The following is a 26380-nucleotide window of genomic DNA, read 5'->3' as shown; positions in this document are numbered from 1 at the left end:
CCGCCGCTAGCCGCGGCCGCGGTGCGGTCCGGGTGGCCCCTCGGGTCCGCCCGGGCGGTCGTCGTGGCGCCCGTCGCCGTCGTACCGCTCGTCGTAGCGGGGGTACTCGGCGGTCGGCGCGTCGCCCGCGTACGGCCGCTGCCCGTACGTGGACCGGTCGGGCTCGCCGTAGGGTTCGCCCCGGTCGCCGTAGGGCTCCGCGTACGGTTCCGCGTACGGCTCGTCGTGCCGCTCGGGCCCGCCCGCGGCGCGGCCGTGGCGGCCGTGCCGTCCGTGGCGGTGGCCGTCCGTCCCGTCCGGCTCGTAATCGTCGTGCTCCAGGGGCCTGCGCCCGCTCATCACAGCGGCGCCGAGCAGCAGGAGCAGCCCGCCGCCCAGCGCGAGGGCGACGCCCTGACCGAGGCCCGAGCCGTCCGACTCGACGCTGAGGCTGCCGGCGGCCTGTCCCTGGCGGACCATCCACAGGATGGCGAAGGCCAGCACGATCAGCCCGGCGAGGGCGATCAGCACGCGGGAGCGGAGAGCCAGGCCCACCAGCGTCACCAGCGCGGCGAAGGCGAACGGCAGCACGATCGAGGTCCAGAGGTCGGCCTCCGCCCGGCTGATGCCGCCGAACAGGTCGGCGACCCGGTAGTCGCGTCCGTGACGGCCGTCGTACCAGGCGTGGAAGGGGCTCCATACGGCGGCCGCCGCTCCGACGAGAGCGAGGATCGAGCCGATGACATTGCGGACCATCGTCGGCCTCCCTTGGGGGGATCGGGCTCTCGATCCCGACGCTACGCCGACCGGGGGAGGGGCGCCACAGGACGGCCGCGGGCGCCGTCCGGGCCACGGGCCGGGCGGGCGGGGCCACGGGCCGGGCGGGCGGGGGAGGGCCCCGTGCGCTGCTAGGGTGACGTGCGCCCGTCAAGCTTGGGCCCCACTCACTCACACTTTCAACGGGGGTTGAACGTGAAGCTCCGCCATGTCCGCGCTGTCGCCGTGTTCGGTATCGCGATCGTCGCACTCACCGGGGCGCGCGGCTCCGGCGGCGGCTGCAGCAGCAACAGCGGCAGCAGCAGCCACAGCTCCGACTCCGGTTCGGGGTCGGGTTCCGGTTACGACTCCGGCAGCAGCACCACCGGTGGCAGCAACGACAGCGGCAGCAGCAGCAGCTCCGGTGGCGTCTCCGTGCCCGGCGGCTCCAGCAGCGCCAACAAGGCCGCCCGCGACATCAAGATCGACGAGTGCCGGATGGACGACTCGGGCAAGAACCTCGTCGCCCGGATCACCGTCACCAACAGCGGCTCGCTGGACTACACGTACAACATCACCATGAAGTTCCGCGGCGACTCCACGTCCACCGCGACCACCGCGCGCGCCAACGTGACCGGTCTGACCGTCAAGGCGGGCGCCTCCCAGCAGGCCGAGGCCACGACGACGTACACCGGTACGGGCGACGGCAGCGAGTACAAGGAGTGCGTCGTCGACACCGCGTCGAAGACCGCGCTCTGACGCCACCCGCGCGGCCGGCGGCGCGATCCGCCCCCACGCACGAAGGGCACCGGACCACTAGGCCCGGTGCCCTTCGCCCTGTCCGCCCAACCCTGCGGGGCGGCCACGACCGCGGCGGCTCCCCCTCCGTGCCGCCGCGGCCGTTCCCCGATCAGAGGTGCGTTCTCGTCAGCCCGCCGGAGGGGCGGGCGTGTGGTGGTCGCCGAGCGTGGTGATGGTGTCCTGCGCCGGCGGGGCGGGCGTGTGGTGGTCGCCCATCGTGGTGATCGTGTCCTGGGCGGGCGGCGCGGGCGTGTGGTGGTCCTTCATGGTGATGAGGTCCTGGGCCGGCGGAGCCGGCGTGTGGTGGTCGCCCATCGTCGTGATGTCGGCCGGCTTCTTCGCGGACTCGCTCATGATGTTCCCCCGTGAGGTGCTGATGGAGTGTGCGTTCCTTCTGCCCGGCGACTCCCCCGATGGCCGCCGGACAGAAGGCTAGTGGACCCGCGTACCCCCCGATGCGGCGGATCGACTGCGATGCAGCATGCCGGTCCGGCATAAACGTTCGATGAACGCGCTGCTGGGGGATGTCACGCGGCGGTCAGCGGGGACAGCAGCTCACGGGCCTCCTCCGCTTCCGCGGCCGCCCCCGACTGCTCGTGCAGGGCCAGCGCCTCACGCCAGCACGCGCGCGCCCGGCCCGTCTGGCCCAGGCGGTCCAGCGCCTTGCCCAGGGTGATCAGCACACTGCCACGGATGCGGTCGCCCCCGATGCACCCTATGGCCAACGCCTGTTCCGCGTGTTGCGCCGCCCGGGCCGCCCGCTGGGCGGACAGATGGGTCTGCGCGATGCGCCAGTGCGTCGTCCCGGCCCACAGACGCTGACGGTTGGTCTCGAACCGGTGCAGGGCCTCCGCCAGTTGCTCCAGCGCCTCGGCATGACGACGGGCGTGCGTGAGGGCGACGCCCAGGGCGTACCGCGCGTTGGCCAGTCGCAGCGTGTGCCCTATCCGCTCGTAGAGTTCGACACCCTTCTGCGCCAGGGTGATGGCCTGCGAGACGCGCCCCATGGACAGGTGGATGCGCGAGAGGTTGCACATGGCGCTCGCCTCGCCCGGGAGGTTGTCGTCGACGCGGGAGCCCTCCATGGCCTTGTACAGGAACGCCTCCGCCTCCTCGTGCCGGCCCTGGTTGAAGGCGATGATCCCCCGGTCGTTGTCCGCCCAGTAGACGGGAGCCGGGTCGCCGGCGTCGGCCGCCAGCCGTGCGGCCGTCTCGGCCTCCCGGTCCGCTTCCCGGTACCGGCCGGCCACCAGGTGCACGTTCGTCATCGACGTACGGGCCCGGCCTTCCGTACGGGCGTCGCCCGACTCCCCGGCGGCCTCCAGGGCGCTCAGCGCGGCCGTCTCGTACATCTTGGAGTTCGCGCCGGACTCGGCGAGGTCCTGGGCGGCCCAGAGCAGGTCGACGGCGGCGCGCAGGCGCGGCCCGCCGGTGGCCTGGCGGGCGCAGGCGAGGAGGCAGTTGGCTTCGGTGTAGAGCCAGTCCAGCGCCGTGTGGCGGTCGGTGAAGGTCAGACCGGCGTACGTGGTCGGCTCCAGGTGGTCGACCAGGCGGTCGCCCGGGCGCTCGATGGCGTAGACGCGGGCCGCCGTCGACAGGTAGAAGTCCAGCAGGCGGGAGAGCGCCAGGTCCCGCTCCGACGGGGGCTGTTCGTCGCGGTCGGCGCATGCACGCGCGTAGAGGCGGACCAGGTCGTGGTAGCGGTAGCGGCCCGGCGCGGCCGACTCCAGGAGCGAGGTGTCGACCAGGGACTCCAGGAGGTCCTCCGCCTCGTGGAGCGGCAGGTCCAGGACGGCCGCCGCGGCGGCGAGGGACATGTCCGGGCCGTCGGCGAGGCCCAGGAGGCGGAACGCCCGCGCCTGCGCGGGCTCCAGCTGCCCGTAGCCCAGCTCGAACGTGGCCTTGACCGCGAGGTCGCCCGCCTGGAGCTCGTCGAGGCGGCGGCGCTCGTCGGCGAGCTTGGCCGCGAGCACCGTCACCGTCCAGGTGCGGCGCGCCGCCAGGCGGGACGCGGCGATGCGGATGGCCAGCGGCAGGAAGCCGCACGCGGCGACCACGTCCAGCGCCGCCTCCCGCTCCGCCTGGACCCGCTCGGCGCCCACGATCTTGGTGAAGAGCTGGAGGGCCTCCTCCGGCGACATCACGTCCAGGTCCACCAGGTGGGCCCCCGCCAGGTCGACCATCCGGACCCGGCTGGTGACCAGGGCGGCGCACCCCTCCGTACCGGGCAGCAGCGGGCGCACCTGCGCGGCGTCGCGCGCGTTGTCCAGCAGGACCAGCACCCGCCGCCCGGCGAGCGTCGACCGGTACAGCGCGGCCCGCTCGTCGAGGGTGTCGGGGATGGCCGAGTCCTGCGTGCCGAGCGCCCGCAGGAAGGCACCCAGCACGGTCTCGGGTTCCGCGGAGCGCGCGCCCGCGCCCTGGAGGTCCACGTACAGCTGTCCGTCCGGGAAGCGCGGGCGGGCCGCGTGGGCGACGTGCACGGCGAGCGTGGTCTTGCCGACCCCGCCGATGCCCGCCAGCGCGGAGACGGCCATCACCGAGCCCTCGGCCGTCGCGAGCCGGTCGCTCAGCTCCCGCACGAACGCCGCCCGCCCGGTGAAGTCCGGCACCGTGGCCGGCAGCTGGGCGGGCCGCGAGACGGCGGGGGCGGGCGACGGGTCCTCCACCGGGCGGGCCAGTTCCGCGTCGGCCCGCAGGATGCGCTGCTGGAGCCGGGCCAGCTCCGGGCGCGGATCGACGCCCAGCTCGTCCGCGAGGAGCCGGCGCGTGTCGGCGTACACGGCGAGGGCCTCCGCCTGCCGCCCGCTGCGGTAGAGCGCCAGCATCAGCAGCTCCCGCAGCCGTTCGCGCAGCGGGTGCGCGGCGGTCAGGGCCGTCAGCTCGGACACCGCCTCCGCGTGGTGACCGCACTCCAGGTCCAGGTCGAGCCGGGCCTCCAGCAGCTGGAGCCGCCACTCCTCCAGGCGGGCGCGCTGCGTCTCGGCGTACGGGCCGGGCACGGAGGCGAGGGGTTCGCCGTCCCACAGGCCGAGCGACTTGTCGATCAGCCCCGGGCCTGGTCGCGGTCGCCGCCGGCCCGTGCCTTCTCCGCCTCGGCGGCCAGTTCCTGCGCGACGTTCAGGTCGAGGGCGTCGGACCGGCCCCGGATCGCGTACCCGCCCGACTCGCTGACCAGCACGCCCGGCGGGAGGACCTTGCGCAGCCGGGAGGCGTACGTCCGTACCGCGGCGAGGGCCTGCGAGGGCGGCTCGTCGCCCCAGATGGCGTCGATCAGCTCGGCCGCCGTCGCCGTGCGCCCGTCGCGCAGCAGCAGCGCGGCCAGCAGGGCTCGCTGCTGCGGGGATCCGGACGGCAGGGCCTCGCCGTCGCGCCAGGCCCGTACGGGACCGAGCACACCGAACCGCAGGTCGTCGTGGAGGCCGTCGCCGTGCGGACCGCCGCGCGGGCCGCCGTGCTCACCGTGCGGGCCGCCGCGGGGGTCGCCCGCGCGGACGTCGCCGCCCGCCGCGGGACCCGGCTGTGGAGTGCGCTGCTCCGGCACTCGCGGCCCGTCTTCACGGTCCATAGCTCCCCCTGCCCGTACCGCTGGTTTCGCCCCCGACAGTCTGCCTTGTCGATGGCGTTTGCGTCAGCAGTGGGTGACGCTCTGCACAAGGTCGTGACACGATCTCCCGTCCACGGACCTGACGGGCCGTCAGTCCGGTGCGTGCCGGGTGCCCACCCGGACGGTCCCGCCCGGATGCGCGGGGCGCCCCGCCCGCGAACACTGGGCCTGGACGGGGGCGACCGCGATCCGGGAGAGGCGGACACATGCGCACGATGATGATGTGCCAGATGGACACGGAGAAGGCGAACGACGCGATCCGGGGCGACCGGCTCGACGCGATCCTTGGCTCCCTCATGGACCGGGTGCGCCCGGAGGCCGCCTACTTCGGGGCGATCGACGGGATGCGCACCGCGTTCGTCGTCTTCGACCTGGAGGACCCCTCGCACGTACCGGTCATCTGCGAACCGCTCTTCATGGAGCTCAACGCCAAGATCACGATGATTCCCGTGATGAACGGCGACGACGTCCGGACCGGCGTGCAGCGCTTCCTCTCCTCCTGAGGCCGCGCCCGGCCGATCGCGAGAGGCGGCCGATCGTGAGAGGCGGCCGATCGTGAGTGACGCCGGTGTCCAGTGACGGCCGGTTGTCAGTGGCGGCCGGTTCAATGGGCCGCATGGTGAACGCACGCGATCTCGTCGTCCGTGGTGAGGACTGGTACGCCCGGGAGCTCGGCCCCGGGACGACGTACACGGGCTGCACCTTCTACGACACGGACTGGACGGAGGTCGTGAACGAGGGGGCGGTCTTCGACGAGTGCGTCTTCTCCGGCGTGCGCTTCAACGCCTCGCGCCACACGGGTGCGGCGTTCACCAACTGCTCCTTCCGCAAGTGCGGCTTCTTCGACGCGCGCTTCGAGCAGTGCAAGTTCCTCGGCAGCCGCTTCGAGCAGTCGACGTTCGGGCTCCTGGAGGTGACCGGCGGCGACTGGTCGTTCACCGGCTTGCGGGGCGCCGACCTGCGGAAGGCCGGCTTCGACGGCGTCCGCCTGCGCGAGGCCGACCTGACCGCGGCCCGTCTGCAGGGGGCGAGCCTCGTCCGCTGCGACCTGTCCGGCGCGGCGCTCGGCGGCGCCGTGCTGAAGGACGCGGACCTGCGGGGCAGCGACCTGTCCTCGCTGGACCCGCTGGCGGCGGAGGTGGCGGGCGCCCGGATCGACCTGGAGCAGGCGGTGGTCGTCGCGACGGCGCTCGGCTTCCGGCTGGGCTGACCCGGCGGCCCGCGAGACGTCGGGGCGGGGGCGGGGGCGGGGGTTTCGGCGGCGGGGCGCGGCGGCAGCATCCCGGCATGACTCTCACGCTCGTCGAAGCCGACAAGATCCTCGCCGACAACTTCGCCCCCTGGGTGCTGGAGCTCGGCCTGTCCGTCGTGGAGGCGGGTGAGGCGCACGCCGTGCTGCGGCTGCCGTGGGACGGACGGCTGGCACGGGAAGGGGGCGGGCTGTCGGGGCAGGCCCTGATGGCGGCGGCCGACACGGCGACGGTGATCGCGGTGTCCTCGGCGCGGGGCGCGTTCGTGCCCATGACCACCGTGCAGCAGTCCACCAGCTTCATGCGGGCGGTGACCGGGGCCGACGTCCTCGTGGACGCGCGGATCACCAAGCTGGGCAGACGGATGGCGTTCGCCGAGATCACCATGACCGCGGAGGGCGAGACGGAGCCCGCGGCCCGGGCGTCCACGGTGTACGCGCTCCTCGGCTGAGGCCCGGTCCGGCCCCCGGCCGGCCCCCCGCCCGGTCGTGCCCGGCCCCCCCGCACGGCCACGCGCTCCACCTCGTGCGGCGGGGCGGGGGCGCCCGTACGGCCTGGCCGAAAACAGTGCGGGAAATTTTGGAAACGGGCATTTCGGTCACAGCTGCGGTTCCCGCATATCGAACGGTGCGGATTTCACCTACCAATCGGTCGGCGTCGACGCACGGCAATCTTTCTTTCCTTGCCGTAACGCCCGCTCGAACCTCTCAATGCAAGGGAAAGATCGCGGAGTTCCTTCTTCCGGATGTGGAAACCGCAGCACCTAACGTCCCTCACATGACTCAGGTGGAAGCGCGGCCCCAGGCCGGAGACACGGTAATGGGCGGCCCCGAAGGGGGCGTACGCAAGAAGGGGCTCGGCGACAACTCCGTCGGGCTGATGGGTGGCGCCGTCATCGGTGTGTCCACCGTGGCCCCCGTCTACTGCCTCACGGCCACGCTCGGCCCCACGGTCACCGAGGTCGGCCTGCAGATGCCGGCGATCTTCCTGGCCGGATTCATCCCGATGCTCCTGGTGGCCTTCGCCTACCGCGAGCTGAACCGGGCGGTCCCGGACTGCGGCACCTCCTTCACCTGGTCGGTCAAGGCCTTCGGACCCAAGGTCGGCTGGATGTGCGGCTGGGGCCTGCTGGTGGCCACGATCGTGGTCCTCTCCAACCTCGCGGGCGTCGCGACGTCCTACTTCTACCTGCTCCTCGGCGAGGTCACCGGCAGCGAGTCGGTCGCCGCCCTCGACGGCGACAAGGCCGCGCACATCCTCACCACGCTGGCCTTCATCGCCATCGCCACGGCGATCAGCTACCGCGGCATCACCGCCACCAAGTGGGTGCAGTACGCCCTGGTCGGCCTCCAGCTCACCGTGCTGGTGATCTTCGCCGTCATGGCGGTGACCAAGGCCGACGACGTGGCCGGATCGCTCGACTTCTCCTGGTCGTGGATGAACCCCTTCGGCGTCGAGTCCTTCACCGCCTTCACCGCCGGCCTGTCCCTCTCGATCTTCATCTACTGGGGCTGGGACGCCTGCCTGTCCATCAACGAGGAGAGCACCGGAAGCGCCCGGACGCCCGGCCGCGCCGCCATGCTCGCCATGGTCGTGATCGTCGCCTCGTACCTGATGATCGCCATCGCCTCCCAGATGTACGCGGGCATCGGCGACAAGGGCACCGGCCTCGGCAACCCGGACACCGCGGACAACGTCTTCGCCGTGCTCGCCGAACCGGTCATGGGCTCCGGCCTCGGGGTCCTGCTCTTCCTCGCCGTCGTCGCCTCCGCCGCCGCGAGCCTCCAGACCACCTTCATCCCGGTGGCGCGCACCGCCCTGGCCATGAGCACCTACCGGGCGATGCCGGCCTCCTTCGCCAGGATCCACCCGCGGTTCAAGACCCCCGGCCGTGCCACGGTCGTCGCCGGCGTCGCCACCGGCCTCTTCTACGCCGTGATGTCGCTGGTCAGCGAGAACGTCCTCATCGACACCATCTACGCGCTCGGCCTGATGATCTGCTTCTACTACGCGATCACCGCCTTCGCCTGTGTCTGGTTCTTCCGCCGCGAGCTGCGCCGCTCGGCGCGCGACCTCACCGTCAAGGGGATCCTCCCGGGACTCGGCGGCCTGATGCTCACCGCGGTCTTCGGCCAGACGCTGTACGACATCCGGGACCCCGCCTACGGCAGCGGCTCGTCGGTGTTCGGCATCGGCTCGGTCTTCGTGATCGGCGTCGGCCTGCTGCTCCTCGGCGTGGTCATCATGCTGGTGATGCAGCGCCGCAGCCCGGAGTTCTTCCGCGGCGAGGTCCTCACCAAGGAGACCCCGGCACTCGTGGTCGAGGACTGACGCACACCCGGCCCGGAGAGGGCGGACACCGTGGGACGGCACGGTGCCCGCCCTTTTCCGTATGCGTACGTTCCGGCGGCGGGGCAAGGTGGACGGTATGTACGACCTCAACGCCATCGCAGAGGAACACCTCGTCAACGCGCACGCCGACGAGCACGGCCGCAGCGCCAACCTGATCCTGCGCGACCCGCCCCTGCGGCAGAGCGTCATCGCGCTCACCGCCGGCACCTCGCTCGACGAGCACAACACCCCGCCCGCCGCGTCGCTCCAGGTGCTGCGGGGCGTGGTGAGGGTGACGGCCCAGTCCGGCGACGTGGAGCTGACCATGGGCGCGCTCTACCTGCTGCCGCCGGAGCGGCACGGCGTGACGGCGGTGACGGACGCGGCGGTCCTGCTCACCGCCGTCAACGACTGAGGCGCCCCGCCGGCCGGAGGCACCGCGGCCGGGGCGCCCGTGCGGCCGGGGGGCGCCCCGACGGGCGGGGTCAGCCCCGCGGGCTCAGCTCGGCCATGGCGTTCCAGCCGTCCTGGTCCGGCAGCTCGACGTTGACGATCTCCGGCGTGGCGGCGATGGCACCGGACATCGCCTCCAGCCCGGCCGCGAAGTGGTCCGAGGCGACGTGCGCCGCGCCCGCCTCCGCGTCCGCGAAGGCCTCCAGCAGCACGAACCGGTTCGGGTCCTCGACGTCGCGCGACCAGTCGAAGAAGAGGTTCCCGGGCTCGTCGCGGGTGGCACGGGTGAAGCCGTCGACCAGCGTGAGCCACTGGCCGGCGTACTCGGGGCGGACGGTGAACCTGACGGCGATGAAGATCATGCCGTCACGGTGCTCCCCGCCCGGCCCGCCGTCCAGCTCACGCGCCCGCGTTTCCGGCAGCGTCGGAAAAAGCCCGCACCGAGCCGGCCACCGCCGCCCGCACCCGGCCGTGCCGGTGGCGGAACTCCGCCGTCGGCAACGACACCGACAGCGCGTGCCGCACCTCCCCGGCGCCGGGCAGCACCATCGCCAGGCAGGTGTACGCCGGGTCCGCCTCCCCCACCGACACGGCGAACCCCTGCCCCCGCACCCGCGCCAGCTCCGCCTCGAACCGCTCCGCCGCCGTGATCGTCCGGTCGGTGAACCGGGCCATCCCGTGCTCGTCCAGATACCGCCGCCGCACCCCGCGCGGCACCTGCGCCAGCAGCGCCTTGCCGTGCGCGGTGGCATGCGCCCGCACGTCGGGCCCCGGTACGAAGGGGTGCGCCGTGTCCGTGACGGGCGCCGTGCTGTCGACCACGGTGATCCGCCCGTCCCGGTACGCGGAGAAGTACGCCTCCGCCCCGCTCTCCCGCCGCAGCCGCGCCAGCACCTCGCCCACACCCGGGGCGACCCCCACGTGCCGCTGGAACGCCCGGTGCAGCGCGGTGGCCCGGGGCCCCGGCGCGTACCCGCCGCCCTCCGCGCGCACCAGGTGCCCGCGCGCCACCAGCGGCCCCAGCAGGTGGTAGACGGTCGACGGCGAACACCCCAGCCGTCGCGCCAGCGCCCGCGCCCCGACGGGCCCGGCCGCGTCGGCCACCACGTCGAGGATGTCCAGCGCACGGTCGACGGAACGGGGGCCGGGGGTCGTGCTGCTCATGCGGACGAGCCTACGGGCCGCTACGGGGCCCCCAGGAACACCGGGTTCGTGAACGCCGCCAGCGCCCCCGGCAGGCCCGGCACCGCGGCCGGGTGGCGGACCTCGGCACGGACGTGGGCGGCGTACGCGGGCGTCGTCGTCCACGTGACCGTGCCCGTGCCGGAGGCGGGCAGGGCGACCGTGTGCAAGGTGCCCTGGTCGGTGACGAACCGGACCGTGCAGCCGGGGGCGCCCGTCACGTCGAGGCGGACGGTCACCGGCGTGCCGGCCGGGACGGGGAGCCGGTCGCCGATGCCCGCCCGGACGCCCCGGCCGCCCGTCGCGGACAGGGCGAGGCTCACGGAGGCCGACTCGGCGACGTACGACCGCCCCGCGCGCAGCCCCGCCAGGACCGCCTCGCGGGTCAGGTCGTCGGCGAGGACGACCGTCTGCGGCTCGCCCACCCGCTGCGGCTCGCGGTGCGCGTCGCTGCCGCCCACCGCCGGGACGAAGCGGCGCCCTGCGGCCAGGGTGCCGTCCCAGTCGGCCAGGGCCACCTCGTCGTCGGGCGTGTAGGGGCCGTTCCACACCTCCACCGCGTCCGCGTCACCGAAACCGAACTTCCAGGCGCAGCCCACGCACGTGGCGTGCGGGTGGGCCGGGACGACCAGGCCGCCGGCCCGGCGGATCTCGCGGGCGAAGCGCCCGAAGCGGTTGTCGCGCGCCCGGTAGCGCCAGTCGACGAACGTGCCCGGGTCGGTGCCGACCGCGACGACGTGGCCGCTGCGGGTGGTGACCTCCTCACCGGTCAGGATCAGCAGGTCGTCGCCCCACAGCCCCTCCCACGCCCGGTGCCCGGAGTGCGTGTTGTGCTCGGAGGTGTTGATGAAGTCCAGCCCGGCGGCGCGTGCGGCGGCCGCGACCTCGGCGGGGGTGCGCAGCCCGTCGGAGTGCACCGAGTGCAGGTGGCAGTCGCCCCGGTACCAGGCCCGGCCCCGGCCCCGGGCCCGGTCCGGTGGGTACACGGGCGTGCGCACGGGGCCGGACGGCCCGTACGCGAGACGGACCGTCACCGTGTACGGCAGGCCGCCGGGGGCGACGGTGTACGGGCCCAGCACGATGTGCCAGGTGCCCGCCCGGACCGGTCCCGGCAGGTAGCCGGGCGTGGCGTCGTCGGCACGGACGAAGAACTCGGTGCGGGCCCCGCCCGACCAGCCCCGGAAGCCGCGCCCGCCGAGTTCGGTGCCCCGCTCGTCGAAGACGCCGATGTCCAGGGCGTTGCCCTGGGTCCCCGGCGGCACGGCCGGCCGCTCGTACGCGTACGACACCCGGATCTCCCGCACCCCGCGCGGCACCTCGACCGGCAGGTACACGTAGTCGGGGGAACCGGGCGGCAGGGTGCCGCGCAGCACCTGCTCGGTCTCGCCGGGGGCGAAGCTCACGCCCCGCGCGGTGAAGACCCCCGCCGCGCCCGTCACGAATCCTCGTCTGCCCATCATGGGTGCCACCCTCCTCGCGGCCGGTGAATTTCCCGCCAACCCGGGGCGACCGTCTCGGATTTCGCCGCCGCACGCCATACGTTGGGCCGTCATGCGCATCGCGACGACGATTTTCCTCACGGACCAGACCATCAGCCCGGTACGGCTCGCGCGTGAACTCGAACAGCGCGGCTTCGCGGGCCTGTACCTGCCGGAGCACACCCACATCCCCGTCGAACGCACCAGCCCCTACCCGGCGGGCGGCGACCTGCCGCCCGAGTACGGCCGCACCCTCGACCCCTTCGTCGCGCTCGGCCAGGCCGCCGCCGTCACCGAGCGGCTGGAACTCGGCACCGGCATCACGCTGGTCGCCCAGCACGACCCGATCGACCTGGCCAAGCAGGTGGCCACCCTCGACCACCTCTCGGGCGGCCGGTTCACCCTCGGCGTCGGCCACGGCTGGAACCGGGAGGAGGCGGAGGACCACGGCGTCGACTGGCGCACCCGCCGGGAACGGACCCGCGACCGGATGGCGCTGATGCGCGCCCTGTGGGCCGCCGGGCCCACCGCGTACGAGGGGACGACCGCCTCGGTGCGCGCCTCCTTCGCGCACCCCAAGCCGGCCGGTGGCGCCCCCCGCACGCTGATCGGCGGCGCGGCCGGGCCCCGGCTCTTCGCCCACATCGCCGAGTACGCCGACGGCTGGCTGCCCATCGGCGGCCGGGGCCTGACCGAGACGCTGCCGGTGCTGCGGGAGACCTGGGAGAAGGCGGGCCGTGACCCGGACGCCCTCCACGTCGTGCCGTACGCCGTCCACCCCTCGGAGGGCAAGCTCGCGCACTTCGCCGGCCTCGGCATCACGGAGACCGTCGTCCAACTCCCGCCGTCCGGCGAGACGGAGGTGCTGCGGAAGCTGGACGAGTACGCGCGGTACGTGTAGGGACCCCGCACTCGTATGCTCGGGTCCATGACCGACGACCAGCCCGGACGCCCCACCGCCAATGCCATGCGACGTGCCCTGAAGCGGGCCAGGGACGGTGTGGCGCTGGACGTCACCGAGGCCGCCGTCCTGCTCCGGGCGCGGGGTGCCGACCTGGAGGACCTGGCCGCGTCGGCCGGGCGGGTGCGGGACGCGGGGCTGGCGGCGGCCGGGCGGCCCGGGGTCATCACGTACTCCAAGAGCGTGTTCGTCCCGCTCACCCGGCTGTGCCGCGACACCTGCCACTACTGCACGTTCGTGACCGTCCCCGGCAAGCTGCGGCGCGCCGGGCACGGGATGTTCATGTCGCCCGACGAGGTGCTGGACGTCGCCCGCCGGGGCGCCGCACTGGGCTGCAAGGAAGCCCTGATCACCCTGGGCGACAAGCCCGAGGACCGCTGGCCCGAGGCGCGGGAGTGGCTGGACGCGCACGGGTACGACGACACCCTCGCGTACGTGCGCGCCATGGCGATCCGCATCCTGGAGGAGACGGGGCTGCTGCCCCACCTCAACCCGGGCGTGCTGTCGTGGACCGACTTCCAGCGGCTCAAGCCCGTGGCGCCGTCCATGGGCATGATGCTGGAGACGACGGCGACCCGCCTGTGGTCCGAGCCCGGCGGCCCCCACTACGGCTCGCCCGACAAGGAACCGGCCGTGCGGCTGCGGGTGCTGGAGGACGCCGGCCGTTCGTCGGTGCCGTTCACCAGCGGGTTGCTGATCGGGATCGGCGAGACGTACGAGGAGCGGGCGGAGTCGCTGTTCGCGCTGCGCCGGGTGGCGCGGGCGTACCACGGCGTCCAGGAGCTGATCATCCAGAACTTCCGCGCCAAGCCGGACACGGCGATGCGCGGCATGCCGGACGCCGACCTGGACGACCTGGTCGCCACCGTGGCCGTCGCCCGGCACATCATGGGCCCCTCCGCGTGCCTCCAGGCCCCGCCGAACCTGGTGGACGGGGAGTACGGGCGGCTGATCGCCGCCGGGATCGACGACTGGGGCGGGGTGTCGCCCGTCACCATCGACCACGTCAACCCCGAGCGGCCCTGGCCGGCGATCGAGGCGCTGGCGGAGCGGTCGGCCGCCGCCGGGTTCGAGCTGCGGGAACGGCTCTGCGTCTACCCCGAGTTCGTGACGCGCGGCGAGCCGTGGCTCGACCCGCGCCTGCTGCCGCACGTCCGCGCCCTCGCCGACCCGGAGACGGGGCTCGCGAACCCGGACGCGGAGGTGCGCGGCCTGCCGTGGCAGGAGCCCGACGAGGGCTTCACCGCCGCCGGCCGGACCGACCTGCACCGCACCATCGACACCACGGGGCGCACCACCGACCGGCGCGACGACTTCGACGAGGTGTACGGCGACTGGGAGGCGCTGCGGGAGGCCGCCGCACCCGGCATGGTGCCGCAGCGCATCGACACCGACGTACGCGAAGCGCTCGGCGTCGCCGCCGACGACCCGACGCGGCTCACCGACGACCAGGCCCTCGCCCTGCTGCACGCGGACGGCCCGGCGCTGGACGCGCTGTGCGGGGTCGCCGACGACATCCGCCGCGACACGGTCGGCGACGACGTCACGTACGTCGTCACCCGCAACATCAACTTCACCAACGTCTGCTACACCGGCTGCCGGTTCTGCGCCTTCGCCCAGCGCCGCACCGACGCCGACGCGTACACCCTGTCCCTGGACCAGGTCGCCGACCGTGCCCAGCAGGCGTGGGACGTCGGCGCGGTCGAGGTGTGCATGCAGGGCGGCATCCACCCCGACCTGCCCGGCACCGCGTACTTCGACATCGCCCGTGCCGTGAAGGCCCGCGTCCCCGGCATGCACGTCCACGCCTTCTCGCCGATGGAGGTCGTCAACGGCGCCACCCGCACCGGCCTGTCGATCCGCGAGTGGCTGACGGCCGCCAAGGACGCCGGACTGGACTCCATCCCCGGCACCGCCGCCGAGATCCTCGACGACGAGGTCCGCTGGGTCCTCACCAAGGGGAAGCTGCCGGCCGCCACCTGGATCGAGGTGGTGAGCACCGCGCACGAGCTCGGCATCCGCTCCTCCTCGACGATGATGTACGGCCACGTCGACCAGCCCCGCCACTGGCTCGGCCACCTCCGCACCCTCGCCCGCATCCAGCAGGAGACCGGCGGGTTCACCGAGTTCGTCACCCTGCCCTTCATCCACACCAACGCCCCCGTCTACCTCGCCGGCATCGCCCGCCCCGGCCCGACCACCCGCGACAACCGGGCGGTCACGGCCATGGCCCGGGTCCTGCTGCACCCGCACATCCCCAACATCCAGACCAGCTGGGTGAAGCTGGGCGCCGAGGGAGCGGCCGAGATGCTCCGCTCCGGCGCGAACGACCTGGGCGGCACCCTCATGGAGGAGACCATCTCCCGCATGGCGGGCTCCGGTTACGGCTCGTACCGCTCGATCGAGGACCTCGTCGGCATCGCCCGGTCCGCCGGCCGTCCGGCCCGCCCCCGCACCACCCTGTACGGCGAGGTCCCCGAGGAGCGGCGCCGGACGGCGGCACGGTCCGACGGGCACCTCCCGGAACTGCTGCCCGTACTGGAGTGAGGTTTGGGAGACTGACCGCATGGCGAGGACCTCCAGATCCAGACCGTCGATGGCGCAGCTCCTCCAACAGCACCAGCAGGACGGATTCGTCGGCCGGCGGCGCGAACTGTCCGTGTTCGCCGAGAACTTCGCGCTCCCCCCGGAGGATCTCCGCCACCGGTTCGTCTTTCACGTGCGCGGCATGGCGGGCGTCGGCAAGACCACGCTGGTCCGGCGACTGGAGGAGACCGCGCGCGAGCACGGCGCGCTGACCGCGTACGTCGACGAGACCGCGCACGACGTGCCCGCCGCGATGGCCGCGATCAGCGGCTGCCTGGACCGGCAGGGGCACCCCCTCAAGGCGCTGGACCGTCAGCTCGCCGCCTACCACCGCTTCCGCCACGAGGCCGAGGCGGCCGCCCAGGCCGGCCCGGCGGACGGCCCGCCCGGCGCACCCGCCCCGTCGCCCGGCAGCCTGGCGGCCGCGCAGGCCGGGCTGATCGGCGCGGGCATGCTGCCGGTCGTCGGCGCCTTCGCGGGCGGGGTGGACCCGGCGCTCGTCGCCCGGGGCGCCGACCGGCTCCGGGCGACGCTCGGCCCCCGGGGCCGCGCGCGCGGCGACGACGCCCGGCTCGCCCTCGACCCCGTGCCGGTCCTCGGCCCGCTGTTCGTCGCCGAACTGGACCGGGTGGCCAAGGACGTCCCGTGGGTCGCCCTCTTCCTCGACACCTTCGAGCGCACCGGACCGGTCCTCGGCACCTGGCTGTGCGACCTGCTGGCGGGCGAGCGGTACGGGCCCCTGCCCGGGAACGTCGTCCTCACCCTGGCCGGGCGCGACCGGCTGGACCCGGCCTGCTGGTCGGAGTGGTCCCACGCCGTCGCGGACCTGCCGCTGGAGCCGTTCACCGAGCCCGAGACACGGCACCTGCTGACGGCGCGGGGCGTCGTCGACGAGCCGGTCGTCCAGGACGTGCTGCGGCTGTCCGGCGGGCTCCCCGTGCTGGTCTCCACCCTGGCCCGGCACCCCGGCGAGCCGAACACGGCCGGCGCCACCGCCGTGGACCGGTTCCTGAAGTGGGAGGACGACCCCGCCCGCCGGGCCGCCGCGCTCGCCTGCGCGCTGCCGCGCCGCCTGAACCAGGACGTGTTCGCGGCGGCCGTCGGGGACGGGACGGACGCGGCCGAGCTGTACGGGTGGCTGCGCACCCTGCCGTTCGTCGGCGAGCGCGACGACCACGCCCGGTACCACGACGTCGTGCGCGCCCCGATGCTGCGCCTCCAGCGGACCGGCTCCCCGCAGCGCTGGCGCGAGGCCCACACCCGGCTGGCCGACGCCTGCGCGGCGTGGGCGGCCGACGCCGGGCCGGACGTCTCCCCCCACGAGCTGTGGGAGCACGAGAACCTGCGCGCGCTGCGGCTGGAGGAGCTGTACCACCGGCTGTGCGCCGCACCCGCGACGGCGGTCGAGGACGCGCTGCGCGACGGGATCGGGGCGTGCACCGAGGGCGCGGTCCAGGCCCGCCGCTGGGCGCGGGCAGTGACCGAGGCGGGCGAGGACACCGACGACCTGCCCCTGCGCCGGCTCGGCGCCGCCTGCCTGGAGGCGCTGGACGACCCGGCCCGGTCGGTCGTCGGCGTCCTGGACCTGCTGGTGGCGCGGGTCGGCCCCGACGACCGGGCGCACGCCCTGGCCGCACGGGGCCGGGCGCTGTACGACGCGGGACGGTACGAGGACTCGCTCGCCGACTTCGACCGGGCGCTCGCGCTCGGGCCGAGCCCCCGGGCGTACACCGGGCGGGCCCTGGCCCACCGGGCGCGCGGTGACCTCGACGCGGCGCTGGCCGACCACGACCGGGCCGTCGGCCTGGCCACGCGCAAGGCGCGGCCCCTCGCCCACCGGGGCGAGACCCACCGCCGGGCGGGCCGGTACGCCGAGGCCCTCGCGGACCTGGACCGGGTGGTCGGACTGGACCCGGCATGGGTGTGGCCCCGGGCGAGCCGCGCCCAGGTCAAGCACGCCCTGGGCCGGCCGGCCGAGGCGCTGGCCGACCTGGACCTGGCACTGGGCATGGACCCGGACCACCTGTGGAGCCTGGTGCGCAGGGCGCAGGTGCGCAGGGCGCTCGGCGACACGACCGGCGCGCTGGCCGACCTGGACCGCGCGCGGGCGGTCGCCCCGGGCGACCCCTGGGTGCTCGGCGAGCGCGGTGAGGCGCTGCGGGCGGCGGGGCGCCCCGCGGACGCGGTGGCCGCGTACACCGCGGCCCTGGCCCTCGACCCGGGGTACGCCTGGGCGCTCGGCAGCCGTGCGCTCGCCCACGAGGCGCTGGGCGACACGGGCGCGGCGATGGCCGATCTCGACCGGGCGCTGGCCCTCGACCCGGGGTACGCGTGGGCCGCCGCGCAGCGCGACCGCATCGCCGGGAGCAACCAGGAACCGGAGCCGAACAGCGAGCAAAACCACACCTGACGGGCGTCCGCACCCATAACACTCCGGGCCGGGAGCGCCCCTGTTCCTTCGATTACAGTGCTGCGCGCCGGACGTGACGACGGGCGACGGGAGGGACGCGAGGTGGGTGCAGCAGCCGCGGCTGTCTGGGGGCGCGCCGAGCAGCAGGACTTCCGCGCCCGGGTGCGGGGCTGCCTGCTGGGCGCCGCCATCGGGGACGCCCTCGGGGCGGGGGTGTCGGGGCTGTCGGTGGAGGCGATCCGGGCGGCGCACGGGCCCGACGGGCTCGCCGACCTGGCCCCCGCGTACGGGCGGCGCGGTGCCGTGACGTCGGCGACCCAGCTGTCGCTGTTCACCGTCGACGGGCTGATACGCGCCCAGGTGCGCCGCGACACCGGCGCCTGGCACCCGCCCACCGACGTGCACCGGGCCCATCTGCGGTGGGCCGCCACCCAGCGCGACTGGGGACCGGACGAGCGCCGCAAGGACAACGGCTGGCTGGCCTGCGAGGAGTGGCTGTACGCCCGCCGCGACCCCGCGCGCGCCACCCTCACCGGCCTCGGCGACGAGACGCTCGGCACCGTCGACCGGCCGAAGAACCCGACCGCCCGGGACGCCGGCGCCCTGGTGCGGTCCGCCCCGTTCGGGCTGCTCGTCGGCTGGGAGCCGCAGCTGGTGTGCCAACTGGCCGTGGAGTGCGCGGTGCAGACGCACGGCCACCCCACCGCCTATCTGTCGGCCGGTGCCTTCGCCGTGGTGGTCCACGGCCTGGCGCGCGGCGAGTCCGTCGACGGCTCGGTGCAGCGGGCGCTCGCCCAGCTGGCGACCCGCCCCGGGCACGAGCCGGTCAGCGAGGCGCTGAAGCACGCTCTCGGCGCCGTCCGCCAGGGCATCCCGAGCCCCGCGAGGATCGCCTCGCTCGGTGACACCGACGGCGAACACGCCGAGGACGCCCTGGCCATCGCGGTTTACTGCACGCTCGTCGGTGAGGACGTGCGGCACGGGCTGCGCCTGGCCGTGAACCACGACGGCCCGTCGGAGACCACCGGGGCCCTCACCGGTGCGCTGCTCGGCGCCCTGCACGGCGAGACCGCCCTCCCGCCGGCCTGGCTGGCCGAGCTGGAAGGGCGGCCCACGGTCCTGGAGCTGGCGGACGACTTCGCCATGGAGATGACGCAGGGCCCGGCGCTGCACGGCCCGGCCGCCTCGGCGCCGGGCTGGCTGGCGCGCTACCCGAGGGGCTGACGGCCGGGGACGGCGGCCGCGCCCGCCGGGCTCCCGTCGTCGGAGTGGAGCTTGTCCAGCACCGCGTCCCGTTCCGGGGTGTCCTCCGGCTTGACGAAGCCGATGAGCACGTACAGGACGAGTGAGGTCGCCAGCGGCGAGACGATCTGTATCTGAAGCTCCACGCCGTCGAGGCCGTAGTTGGTCAGCCAGAACGCGAACAGCCCCGCGGCCCACGACACCAGTGCCGCCGTCGGGCCCGACCGGCGGAACGCGCGCAGCAGACCGAGCATGAAGGGGATCGCGATCGGACCCATCAGGCCGGCCACCCACTTGATGACGACGGTGATGATGTCCTTGAAGGCGGGGGAGTTGACCTGGGTGGCGATCGCCATCGACAGGGCGAGGAAGGCGACGGTGGACCAGCGGGCGGCCAGCAGCCCCGCCCGGTGCGACCAGCCCCGTGCCGCCCTGCTCATCGCCGGGGCGATGTCCCGGGTGAAGACGGCGGCGATGGCGTTGGCGTCCGAGGAGCACATCGCCATGGTGTGGGAGAAGAACCCGACGATGACCAGACCCAGCAGCCCGTGCGGCAGCAGTTGTTCGGTCATCAGCGCGTACGAGTCGGAGGCGTCCGGCTTCTCAGGCTCCACCAGCAGCGGCGCGCACCACATCGGGAAGAACAGCACCAGCGGCCACACGAACCACAGCACCGCCGACAGCCGCCCGGAACGGGTGGCCTCGCGTGCGCTGGGCGTGGCCATGTACCGCTGCGCCTGGTTCCACATGCCGCCGCTGTACTCGAAGGTCTTGATGAACAGGTAGGCGAGGAGGAAGGTCAGGGTGTACGGGCCGGCGGTCGGGGCGGTGTGGCCCTGGAGCTCGGGCCGGTCCCACACGGTCCACAGCGCGCTGACGCCGCCGAGTTTCGCCATGACGGCGACGAGCATCGCGATGCCGGCGAAGAACTGGATGATGAACTGGCCCAGTTCGGTGAGGGCGTCGGCCCACAGGCCGCCGACCGTGCAGTAGATACCGGTGATGACACCGGTGATGAGGATGCCCTGGTTGAGCGAGATGCCGGTGAACACGGACAACAGGGTGGCGATGGCGGCCCACTTGGCGCCGACGTCGACGATCTTCAGCAGCACGCCCGACCAGGCGAGGGCCTGCTGGGTGGGCAGGTTGTAACGGTTCTTCAGGTACTCCAGCGGTGAGGCCACATGGAGGCGGGAGCGCAGCCGGTTGAGCCGGGGCGCGAAGAGGTGGGCGCCGATGGCGATGCCGATGGCGATGGGGAAGGACCAGGTGACGTAGGAAGTGACGCCGTAGGTGTAGGCGATGCCCGCGTACCCGGTGAACATCACGGCGCTGTAGCCGGACATGTGGTGCGAGATGCCCGACAGCCACCACGGCATCCGGCCGCCCGCGGTGAAGAAGTCGCCGACGTCGTCGACGCGTTTGTGCGACCAGACGCCGATCGCGACCATCACACCGAAGTAGCCGATGAGCACGGCCCAGTCGAGACTGTTCATGTGCCCCCTCCAGGGGTCCGCCTTGTGAACGTCGAAGCGCCTCGTCAGTGCGTCCGGTCAGCGGCGCCCCCGTACGGGAGCGGGGACTTCGGGGATTGAACCGCCAGTTCGGGCGGCCGGTCAAGGGTTTCACGGGTCACGGATGTGAACAGCGATCAGGAAGTCGAACGTTTTTACCTCTTCTTGACCCGCGCTGCCGTTGTCGTGCCCGTGACGGCGGCCACACGATGAGCGGGCGCTTCGTCAGGTCCGTACGCCGCGAGAACACAGCGACCGCACGGGATGCGGGTCCCGTGCGGTCGGCGAAGGGAGGGGGCTCACCCCATCGTGCGTCAGGCTCCGGCCGGAGGCGGACGTCACCACCGCCCCGGCGGGCGGGCGCCTGTCGTCATGTGCCCGCGCGTCCGTGGGCCGGCCGTCCGTGGGCCGCGCGACCGTGGATCGCGCGCCTGGGGCCCGCGCCGCTCGATCGTGGATCGCGCGCCTGCGGCCCGCGCCGCTCGATCGTGGCGGCGCATGACCGAGCCCCCTCGGCCGGGACGGCGGACCAGTCGAGAGGGCTCATCGGTGACGCGTCGGCGGACTCAGAGGGCTCCCGTACCCACTTCGCGCACGAACGCGTTCCACGACTCGGGGACGAACGTGATCGACGGACCGGCGGGGACCTTGGAGTCCCGTACCGCGATCGCCGCGACGACGGGGGACTTGACCTCGACGCACGCGCCGTTCCCGCCGGAATACGAGGACTTCGTCCAAGTGTCCGTGGCGCCCTGAATGATTGCCATCTTCTCCGCTCCGGTTCTCGACAAGTGACAGCAGTGACTCGCACCGGCCCTACCTGCGGGCTGGCGTGATCGACGCTACTCGTCGGGATCTCCGCGCGGGACGGACGTTCACTCGACCGGATGGCATATTCCATGCGGTCTTCCGCTGGAAGCCGACCGGGGTGTACCGTTCCGGCTTCTTCCCCGGCGGACTGGGTAAACCCCCGGCAATCAGGACACAGTGGGCCTAGCGTAAAAAGCGCCAGGAAGGCCGCTTCCGGCCGTCAGGGCGTCATCGCGTCCCGCCCGTGTAGTCCTTGATCACCTCACCGATGAACTGCCGCGTCTGCTCCACGTTCAACGCCTGGGCGCGCAGGTGCTCGTACATCACGCTGTACCGCTGCACGTCGTTCGCCTTCTCCAGGTACAGGTCACTGGTGACGCCCTCGATGTAGACCACCGAGGAGTCGGAGGCGTCCGGGAACTCCAGGATCGCGTAATGGCCGCGGATGCCCGGGTGCGCGCCCATGTCGAACGGCAGCACCTGCACCGTGACGTGCGGCCGCTGGGACTGCTCGACCAGGTGCTCCAACTGCTCGATCATCAACTGCCGGTCGCCGACCACCCGGCGCAGCGCCGCCTCGTCGATCACCGCCCACAGACGCAGCGGCGTCTCCGCGTCACGGATGCGCTCCTGGCGCCGCGCCCGGACGTTGACGCGCTTCTCGATGTCGGCCGCCGACGACTCCGGCAGGGCGCCCGCGATCAGCGCCTCGGCGTACTGCCGGGTCTGCAGCAGCCCGGGCACCACCTGGGGCTCGTACACCCGCAGCGAGGCCGCGTCCGTCTCCAGGCCGATGTAGACGCTGTACGGGATGTCGCCGAACGCGTGCCACCAGCCCTGCTGGCGCGAGTCCTTCGCCATCTGCATCAGCGAATCGACGATACGGTGGTCCTCGACCTCGTACACCCCGCACAGGTCCCGGACGTCGCGCTGGCTGATGGAGCGGCGGCCGTTCTCGAGGCGGCTGATCTTGGACTGCGAGACCAGCAGGCGCTCCGCCACCTCCTCCGCCGTCATGCCCTTGAGCTCTCGCAGCCGGCGCAGCTCCTGGCCCAGTCTGCGTCGCCTGACGGTGGGGTTGACGTTGGACGCCACGGGAAACTGCACCTCCGGTTGCTCGGCTGCGGGAGCCGGTGTAGCTCTGCGTATCTACTGCTCAGCAGACTGCCACCAATAGGCTTTGCGCGCTGGGAAATGGCCACACGCGCCCCACCGCGTACGGACGTTCGGAACGCGCGAGCGCGCGGGGCGGCATGGTGACCGTCCCGCGCGCTGCTGCGGCTCCCGTACCGGGCCGTGGGGTCGTGGCGCCCGGTGCTCGTCTTTCGTCCTCGCCCGGGGCCGGTGGGCCCCGGTGTGTTCCGGTGCGTTCCGTGTGAAGCGTCCCGCGCGCCGCTCAGTGCGCCACGGCGCGGGCCATCGACCCGCTGCGTGACTGCGGCTGCATCGGTACGGCCGTGGCCGGGCGGCCACCACCTCCCGCGCCGGAGTTGCGGCGCGGCTGTGCGCCGACGCCGTTCTGGACGTCCATCACGGCGTGCGCCACGAGGCCGCCCATCGGGTCGTGCCTGATCAGGTCCCGGAGCCGGGAGCGCGAGGAACGCCCCTCGTTGCCGGGGTAGAGGTGCTTGCCGAGTCCGACCGCGTGGGCCAGCGCGGCGAGCGCCGCGGTCCGCGGGTCCGGCGGTACACCGGTGCGGATCGCACTGTCCAGCCGGGCTCTGATCTCCCGGCTGATCGCCGTCTCCGTCGCCTGGTAGCGCGTCGTCGGCAGCACCCCGCACATCTGGCCCTCGACGGCATGCACCATGCCGCACCGTTCCAGATGCGAGAGATACGTCTGGCGCAGCCCCAGCCGGGGCCCGCCGATCCAGTGGACGGCCCGCACCGGACTGCCACGCCTGCGCAGCAGCTCGAGCGCGGAGTCCAGTGTCGGATCTCCGGTCGGCCGTGGCATCACCACGGCGATACGATCCCCGTCAGGGGCTATCCGTCCTGCCAGAGCCAGCTCCACTAGCTGTGCTCCGGCCAGGCCGAGGTCGAGCGACTGCGGCTGCGCTGTGGTACCCGTGGCCGGGTCCAGAGCGAGCAACAGAAGCTCCTCCGGAAGTGTTCTGCGGCTCCTGCCCATCCATGCCTCCCCGCGTGGATGAATGACAGGGTGACCCCTCTCACATTGGTCTGTCGAGAGCGCCTGGGTGCTTCGGGCGGGAACCGGTAGGTATGTCGTTCTCGTCTTGCACGGGAGCCAAGCGCTCACACAGGACACTGGTACATGGTTCGGGCAGTGCGTTGATTGAAGGAGGCACGGTGGCGGGCGAGTCCCCCGACAAGTCGGAGCAGCAGAAGTCGCCGGGGGAGACGGCTTCGGGCGAGCGCGATCCGAGGCTTGCCGTACGCGGTGACACCGGGTCGCCGGCCGGGGACCCGGAGCGCTCGGTCGACCAGCCGACAGCCGTGTTCAAGGCGCCGGTCCGGAACGACCGCGAGGGCGACGCCCGCCTGCGGGACGCCGTGGCGGCGTGGATGACGAACGCGGACGAGCCGGGCAAGAACGACTCCGCGGCGCCGGAGTCCGGGTCCCGGTCCGACAGCGGTTCCGACGCCGGGGCCGAGTCCGGGGCCGGGTCCGGGGCTGCGTCCGGGGCCGGGTCCGCGTCCGGTTCCACTGACGGGCCGGTGTCGGAGTCCGGGTCCGACGGCGCGTCCGAGTCCCGGTCCGAGGCCGGGTCGGGTTCCGACGCCGCGTCCGGGTCCGGTTCCGGCGGTCCGGTGGCGTCCGAGCCTGCCACCTCCGAGCCCGCCGCCTCCGAGCCGGTGGAGCCCGAGCCCACGGAGCCCGAGCCGGTGCAGCCCGAGCCCACGAAGCCCGAGCCGGTGCAGCCCGAGCCCACGGAGCCCGAGCCCGTGGACGAGGAGCCCGTGAAGCCGGTCGCCGCCGAGTCGGCGGCAGCGGACGGCGAGGGCGAGGACGACGCGCCCGCGCGCCCCGCCGGGGCGTCCCGCGAGGCGGCCGGCGCCGCGCCCGCGCCCGCCCTCGAACCCGCCGAGAAGCCGGCCCAGGAGCCCGCCGAGGACCCCGCCGAGGACGCCCGGCCCGCCGCGCCGGAGGAGGAGCCCGCACCGGAGGGTGGCCGTACGCCCGTCGACCAGCCCACCGCCGTGTTCCGGGCCGTCCAGCGCAAGCCCGTGGACCAGCCGACCACCGCGCTGAAGGCCGTCACGCCCAAGGCGCCCCCGGCAGGAGCAGCCGGAGCGGCCGGAGCAGCCGGAGCGGCCGAGCCCGCGGCGGAGTCGCCGGCCGAGCGGACGAGCAAGTTCGTACCCCTGCGTCCCGACGACGTGCGCCCGGCCGCGAAGAAGCCCGAGGCGCCCGCCGCCTCGCCCGCGTCCGCACCCGCCTCGCCGGCCGCGGCCTCGCGGACCGCCGCCCCCGCCTCGCTCACCGAGCCCGAGCGGACCAGGCAGCAGCCCCTGCCGCCCCGCCCGCCGCTGGACATGCTCGCCGAGCTGACCAACACGCCGCCTCCGCCGGAGACCCCGGTCCGCACGGCGGTCCGGCGCGTCAAGATCTGGACCCCGCTGGTCCTCCTCCTGGCGATCGTCTTTGCGATCGTGCAGTTGGTGCGCCCGCTGCCCGCGCCCACGCTGAAGATGACCGCCGAGTCGTCGTTCGCCTTCGACGGGGGCAAGCCGTCCCTGCCGTGGCCGAACGAGGGCCAGGGCTACATGTCGGCGACCGGCCTCGGCACCGTCGACTCCTTCGGTGAGCAGAAGCCCGTACCGATCGGCTCAGTCGCGAAGGCCATGACGGCCTACGTGATTCTCAAGGAGCACCCCCTGAAGAAGGGGTCCAAGGGCGAGATGATCGAGGTCGACGCCCTGGCGGAGAAGGAGGGCGGATACGACGCGCAGAACGAGTCGACCCTCAACACCGTGAAGGCCGGCGACAAGATCAGCGAGTACGACGCGCTCGCCGCCATCATGATCCCCTCCGCCAACAACATCGCCCGGCTCCTGGCCCGCTGGGACGCCGGTTCCGAGGCCGCGTTCGTCAAGAAGATGAACGACACCGCCAAGGAACTGGGGATGAAGAACACCACGTACACCGACCCCTCGGGCCTGAACCACACCACCGTCAGCTCCGCCGAGGACCAGGTGAAGCTCGGCGAGAAGCTGGTGGAGATCCCGGCGCTGGTCGAGATCACCGCCATGCCGTCGTGGGTCGACCCGTCGGGCAAGAAGTGGCGGAACTACAACGACCTCGTGCCGTACAACGGGGCGCTGGGCATCAAGACCGGCAGCACCACCAAGGCGGGCGGCAACCTGCTCTTCGCCGCCCACAAGAAGGTCGGTGACACGGACCAGCTGATCGTCGGCGCGGTCCTCGCCCAGTACAAGACGCCCATCCTGGGCAGCGCCATCGCCGCCAGCAAGGAGGCGATGCTCGCCACGCAGGAGCTGCTGGAGAGCCGGACGGTCGTCAAGAAGGGCGATGTGGTCGGGCACGTCGACGACGGACTCGGCGGTACGACGCCGGTGGTCGCGACCAAGGACGTGAAGGTCGTGGGCTGGTCGGGCCTGACGGTCAGGCTGGAGCTGGGCAACGGCGGCCGCGCGCTGCCCCACTCGGCGCCCGCCGGTACGCAGGTCGGCGTCCTGACCGTGGGCGAGGGCGCCAGCCAGGTCCGGGTACCGGTGGCCCTGCGGAGCGCCATGGCCGAGCCGGGCCTCGGGAACAAGCTCACCCGTCTCGGCTGAAACCCTCCTGGGCGCCCCGGTTCTCCGGGGCGCCCCCGTGTTAGCGTCCGGACGTCCGGGCAACGGATGTCGCCGCGACGACGTCTTCACGGACAGCACGTGGCAAGGGCGTGGGGGACGACGCAGAGAGCAGAGAGCCGCAGTGACCACCACTGAGCCGACCAGCGCCGAGCCGGCCCGCGCGGACGGCGCCTCGACTTCGCGGGCGCGAATAAGGCCACCGGTCGGGGCGCGCGGGCTTCCCGGGGCGTCCGAGGCG

Annotated in this window: 20 protein-coding genes and 1 pseudogene; 11 read left to right on the top strand and 10 right to left on the bottom strand. The window is 73.4% G+C overall.

The genetic code is table 11. From position 1 onward, the window contains the following. Positions 1–6 precede the first annotated feature (6 nt). Complete coding sequence (locus A4V12_RS38550) at positions 7–735, bottom strand: hypothetical protein (RefSeq protein ID WP_064069199.1); 729 nt, start codon at positions 733–735, stop codon at positions 7–9. 216 nt (positions 736–951) lie between these two features. Between A4V12_RS38550 and A4V12_RS11530 the strand changes: the two genes are divergently transcribed. Continuing rightward, positions 952–1494: a hypothetical protein gene (locus A4V12_RS11530; protein ID WP_064069198.1), complete on the top strand. Its 543-nt coding sequence runs from the start codon at positions 952–954 to the stop codon at positions 1492–1494. Between the two features lie 168 nt (positions 1495–1662). On the opposite strand, the gene A4V12_RS11525 is transcribed toward A4V12_RS11530, so the two are convergent. Both A4V12_RS11525 and A4V12_RS11520 read right to left on the bottom strand, forming a co-directional pair. Then, positions 1663–1890 carry a hypothetical protein gene (locus A4V12_RS11525; RefSeq protein ID WP_064069197.1) on the bottom strand — a complete coding sequence of 76 codons (228 nt, stop codon included), beginning with the start codon at positions 1888–1890 and terminating at the stop codon, positions 1663–1665. Positions 1891–2063: 173 nt separating this feature from the next. Beyond that, positions 2064–5104, bottom strand: a pseudogene (locus tag A4V12_RS11520) (AfsR/SARP family transcriptional regulator). A 245-nt stretch (positions 5105–5349) separates the two neighbouring features. On the opposite strand from A4V12_RS11520, the gene A4V12_RS11515 reads away from it, so the two are divergent. The 5 genes from A4V12_RS11515 (at position 5350) to A4V12_RS11495 (ending at position 9139) form a co-directional block, all read left to right on the top strand. Continuing rightward, entirely contained in the window at positions 5350–5646 is a 297-nt protein-coding gene (locus tag A4V12_RS11515; RefSeq protein WP_064069196.1) for a hypothetical protein, read from the top strand. Positions 5647–5759: 113 nt separating this feature from the next. Beyond that, the gene (locus tag A4V12_RS11510; protein ID WP_064069225.1) at positions 5760–6353 is read left to right on the top strand and encodes a pentapeptide repeat-containing protein; all 594 of its coding nucleotides are present in this window, start codon (positions 5760–5762) and stop codon (positions 6351–6353) included. 77 nt (positions 6354–6430) lie between these two features. Continuing rightward, positions 6431–6844 carry a PaaI family thioesterase gene (locus A4V12_RS11505; RefSeq protein ID WP_064069195.1) on the top strand — a complete coding sequence of 138 codons (414 nt, stop codon included), beginning with the start codon at positions 6431–6433 and terminating at the stop codon, positions 6842–6844. Positions 6845–7170: 326 nt separating this feature from the next. After that, positions 7171–8724: an APC family permease gene (locus A4V12_RS11500; protein WP_064069194.1), complete on the top strand. Its 1554-nt coding sequence runs from the start codon at positions 7171–7173 to the stop codon at positions 8722–8724. Positions 8725–8821: 97 nt separating this feature from the next. Beyond that, positions 8822–9139, top strand: coding sequence for a hypothetical protein (locus A4V12_RS11495; RefSeq protein WP_064069224.1), 318 nt, complete (start codon positions 8822–8824; stop codon positions 9137–9139). A 70-nt stretch (positions 9140–9209) separates the two neighbouring features. On the opposite strand, the gene A4V12_RS11490 is transcribed toward A4V12_RS11495, so the two are convergent. From A4V12_RS11490 to A4V12_RS11480, 3 genes are read right to left on the bottom strand one after another with little or no spacing between them, the layout of a single operon-like run. Further along, positions 9210–9539 (bottom strand): putative quinol monooxygenase, encoded by a 330-nt coding sequence (locus tag A4V12_RS11490; protein ID WP_064069193.1) that lies wholly within the window; start codon positions 9537–9539, stop codon positions 9210–9212. 37 nt (positions 9540–9576) lie between these two features. Next, a complete protein-coding gene (locus A4V12_RS11485; protein ID WP_064069192.1) occupies positions 9577–10341 on the bottom strand; it encodes an IclR family transcriptional regulator in 765 nt (254 codons plus the stop codon). A 20-nt stretch (positions 10342–10361) separates the two neighbouring features. After that, entirely contained in the window at positions 10362–11819 is a 1458-nt protein-coding gene (locus tag A4V12_RS11480; RefSeq protein ID WP_064069191.1) for a CehA/McbA family metallohydrolase, read from the bottom strand. Between the two features lie 91 nt (positions 11820–11910). Between A4V12_RS11480 and A4V12_RS11475 the strand changes: the two genes are divergently transcribed. From A4V12_RS11475 to A4V12_RS11460, 4 genes are all read left to right on the top strand, one after another. After that, complete coding sequence (locus A4V12_RS11475; protein WP_064069190.1) at positions 11911–12738, top strand: TIGR03619 family F420-dependent LLM class oxidoreductase; 828 nt, start codon at positions 11911–11913, stop codon at positions 12736–12738. A 27-nt stretch (positions 12739–12765) separates the two neighbouring features. Beyond that, on the top strand, positions 12766–15345 hold the full coding sequence (locus A4V12_RS11470) for a bifunctional FO biosynthesis protein CofGH (RefSeq protein ID WP_199831264.1): 2580 nt from the start codon (positions 12766–12768) through the stop codon (positions 15343–15345). A gap of 19 nt (positions 15346–15364) precedes the next feature. Continuing rightward, complete coding sequence (locus A4V12_RS11465; protein ID WP_064069188.1) at positions 15365–17794, top strand: tetratricopeptide repeat protein; 2430 nt, start codon at positions 15365–15367, stop codon at positions 17792–17794. A gap of 102 nt (positions 17795–17896) precedes the next feature. After that, entirely contained in the window at positions 17897–19018 is a 1122-nt protein-coding gene (locus A4V12_RS11460) for an ADP-ribosylglycohydrolase family protein (protein ID WP_064069223.1), read from the top strand. On the opposite strand, the gene A4V12_RS11455 is transcribed toward A4V12_RS11460, so the two are convergent. The 4 genes from A4V12_RS11455 to A4V12_RS11440 form a co-directional block, all read right to left on the bottom strand. Next, the gene (locus A4V12_RS11455; RefSeq protein ID WP_064069187.1) at positions 19003–20532 is read right to left on the bottom strand and encodes a sodium:solute symporter family protein; all 1530 of its coding nucleotides are present in this window, start codon (positions 20530–20532) and stop codon (positions 19003–19005) included. The genes A4V12_RS11460 and A4V12_RS11455 overlap by 16 nt on opposite strands. 584 nt (positions 20533–21116) lie before the next feature. Next, a complete protein-coding gene (locus A4V12_RS11450) occupies positions 21117–21317 on the bottom strand; it encodes a DUF397 domain-containing protein (RefSeq protein ID WP_064069186.1) in 201 nt (66 codons plus the stop codon). A gap of 271 nt (positions 21318–21588) precedes the next feature. Beyond that, positions 21589–22455: a helix-turn-helix domain-containing protein gene (locus tag A4V12_RS11445; RefSeq protein ID WP_064069185.1), complete on the bottom strand. Its 867-nt coding sequence runs from the start codon at positions 22453–22455 to the stop codon at positions 21589–21591. A gap of 301 nt (positions 22456–22756) precedes the next feature. After that, positions 22757–23491: a GOLPH3/VPS74 family protein gene (locus A4V12_RS11440; protein WP_064069184.1), complete on the bottom strand. Its 735-nt coding sequence runs from the start codon at positions 23489–23491 to the stop codon at positions 22757–22759. Between the two features lie 179 nt (positions 23492–23670). Between A4V12_RS11440 and A4V12_RS11435 the strand changes: the two genes are divergently transcribed. Next, on the top strand, positions 23671–26121 hold the full coding sequence (locus A4V12_RS11435; RefSeq protein WP_064069183.1) for a D-alanyl-D-alanine carboxypeptidase family protein: 2451 nt from the start codon (positions 23671–23673) through the stop codon (positions 26119–26121). Positions 26122–26380: the final 259 nt, after the last annotated feature.

Source organism: Streptomyces noursei (assembly GCF_001646665.1).
GTDB classification, from domain to species: domain Bacteria; phylum Actinomycetota; class Actinomycetes; order Streptomycetales; family Streptomycetaceae; genus Streptomyces; species Streptomyces lavendulocolor.
Note: the sequence above shows the minus strand (reverse complement) of the source record. Positions and strands in the feature narration are given on the sequence as shown.

Excerpts from the sequence above, each read along its gene's own strand:
- A4V12_RS38550 (WP_064069199.1), bottom strand. The coding sequence starts at position 735 with ATGGTCCGCAATGTCATCGGCTCGATCCTCGCTCTCGTCGGAGCGGCG.
- A4V12_RS11525 (WP_064069197.1), bottom strand. The coding sequence starts at position 1,890 with ATGAGCGAGTCCGCGAAGAAGCCGGCCGACATCACGACGATGGGCGAC.
- A4V12_RS11515 (WP_064069196.1), top strand. The coding sequence starts at position 5,350 with ATGCGCACGATGATGATGTGCCAGATGGACACGGAGAAGGCGAACGAC.
- A4V12_RS11510 (WP_064069225.1), top strand. The coding sequence starts at position 5,760 with ATGGTGAACGCACGCGATCTCGTCGTCCGTGGTGAGGACTGGTACGCC.
- A4V12_RS11505 (WP_064069195.1), top strand. The coding sequence starts at position 6,431 with ATGACTCTCACGCTCGTCGAAGCCGACAAGATCCTCGCCGACAACTTC.
- A4V12_RS11500 (WP_064069194.1), top strand. The coding sequence starts at position 7,171 with ATGACTCAGGTGGAAGCGCGGCCCCAGGCCGGAGACACGGTAATGGGC.
- A4V12_RS11495 (WP_064069224.1), top strand. The coding sequence starts at position 8,822 with ATGTACGACCTCAACGCCATCGCAGAGGAACACCTCGTCAACGCGCAC.
- A4V12_RS11490 (WP_064069193.1), bottom strand. The coding sequence starts at position 9,539 with ATGATCTTCATCGCCGTCAGGTTCACCGTCCGCCCCGAGTACGCCGGC.
- A4V12_RS11485 (WP_064069192.1), bottom strand. The coding sequence starts at position 10,341 with ATGAGCAGCACGACCCCCGGCCCCCGTTCCGTCGACCGTGCGCTGGAC.
- A4V12_RS11480 (WP_064069191.1), bottom strand. The coding sequence starts at position 11,819 with ATGATGGGCAGACGAGGATTCGTGACGGGCGCGGCGGGGGTCTTCACC.
- A4V12_RS11475 (WP_064069190.1), top strand. The coding sequence starts at position 11,911 with ATGCGCATCGCGACGACGATTTTCCTCACGGACCAGACCATCAGCCCG.
- A4V12_RS11470 (WP_199831264.1), top strand. The coding sequence starts at position 12,766 with ATGACCGACGACCAGCCCGGACGCCCCACCGCCAATGCCATGCGACGT.
- A4V12_RS11465 (WP_064069188.1), top strand. The coding sequence starts at position 15,365 with ATGGCGAGGACCTCCAGATCCAGACCGTCGATGGCGCAGCTCCTCCAA.
- A4V12_RS11455 (WP_064069187.1), bottom strand. The coding sequence starts at position 20,532 with ATGAACAGTCTCGACTGGGCCGTGCTCATCGGCTACTTCGGTGTGATG.
- A4V12_RS11450 (WP_064069186.1), bottom strand. The coding sequence starts at position 21,317 with ATGGCAATCATTCAGGGCGCCACGGACACTTGGACGAAGTCCTCGTAT.
- A4V12_RS11440 (WP_064069184.1), bottom strand. The coding sequence starts at position 23,491 with ATGGGCAGGAGCCGCAGAACACTTCCGGAGGAGCTTCTGTTGCTCGCT.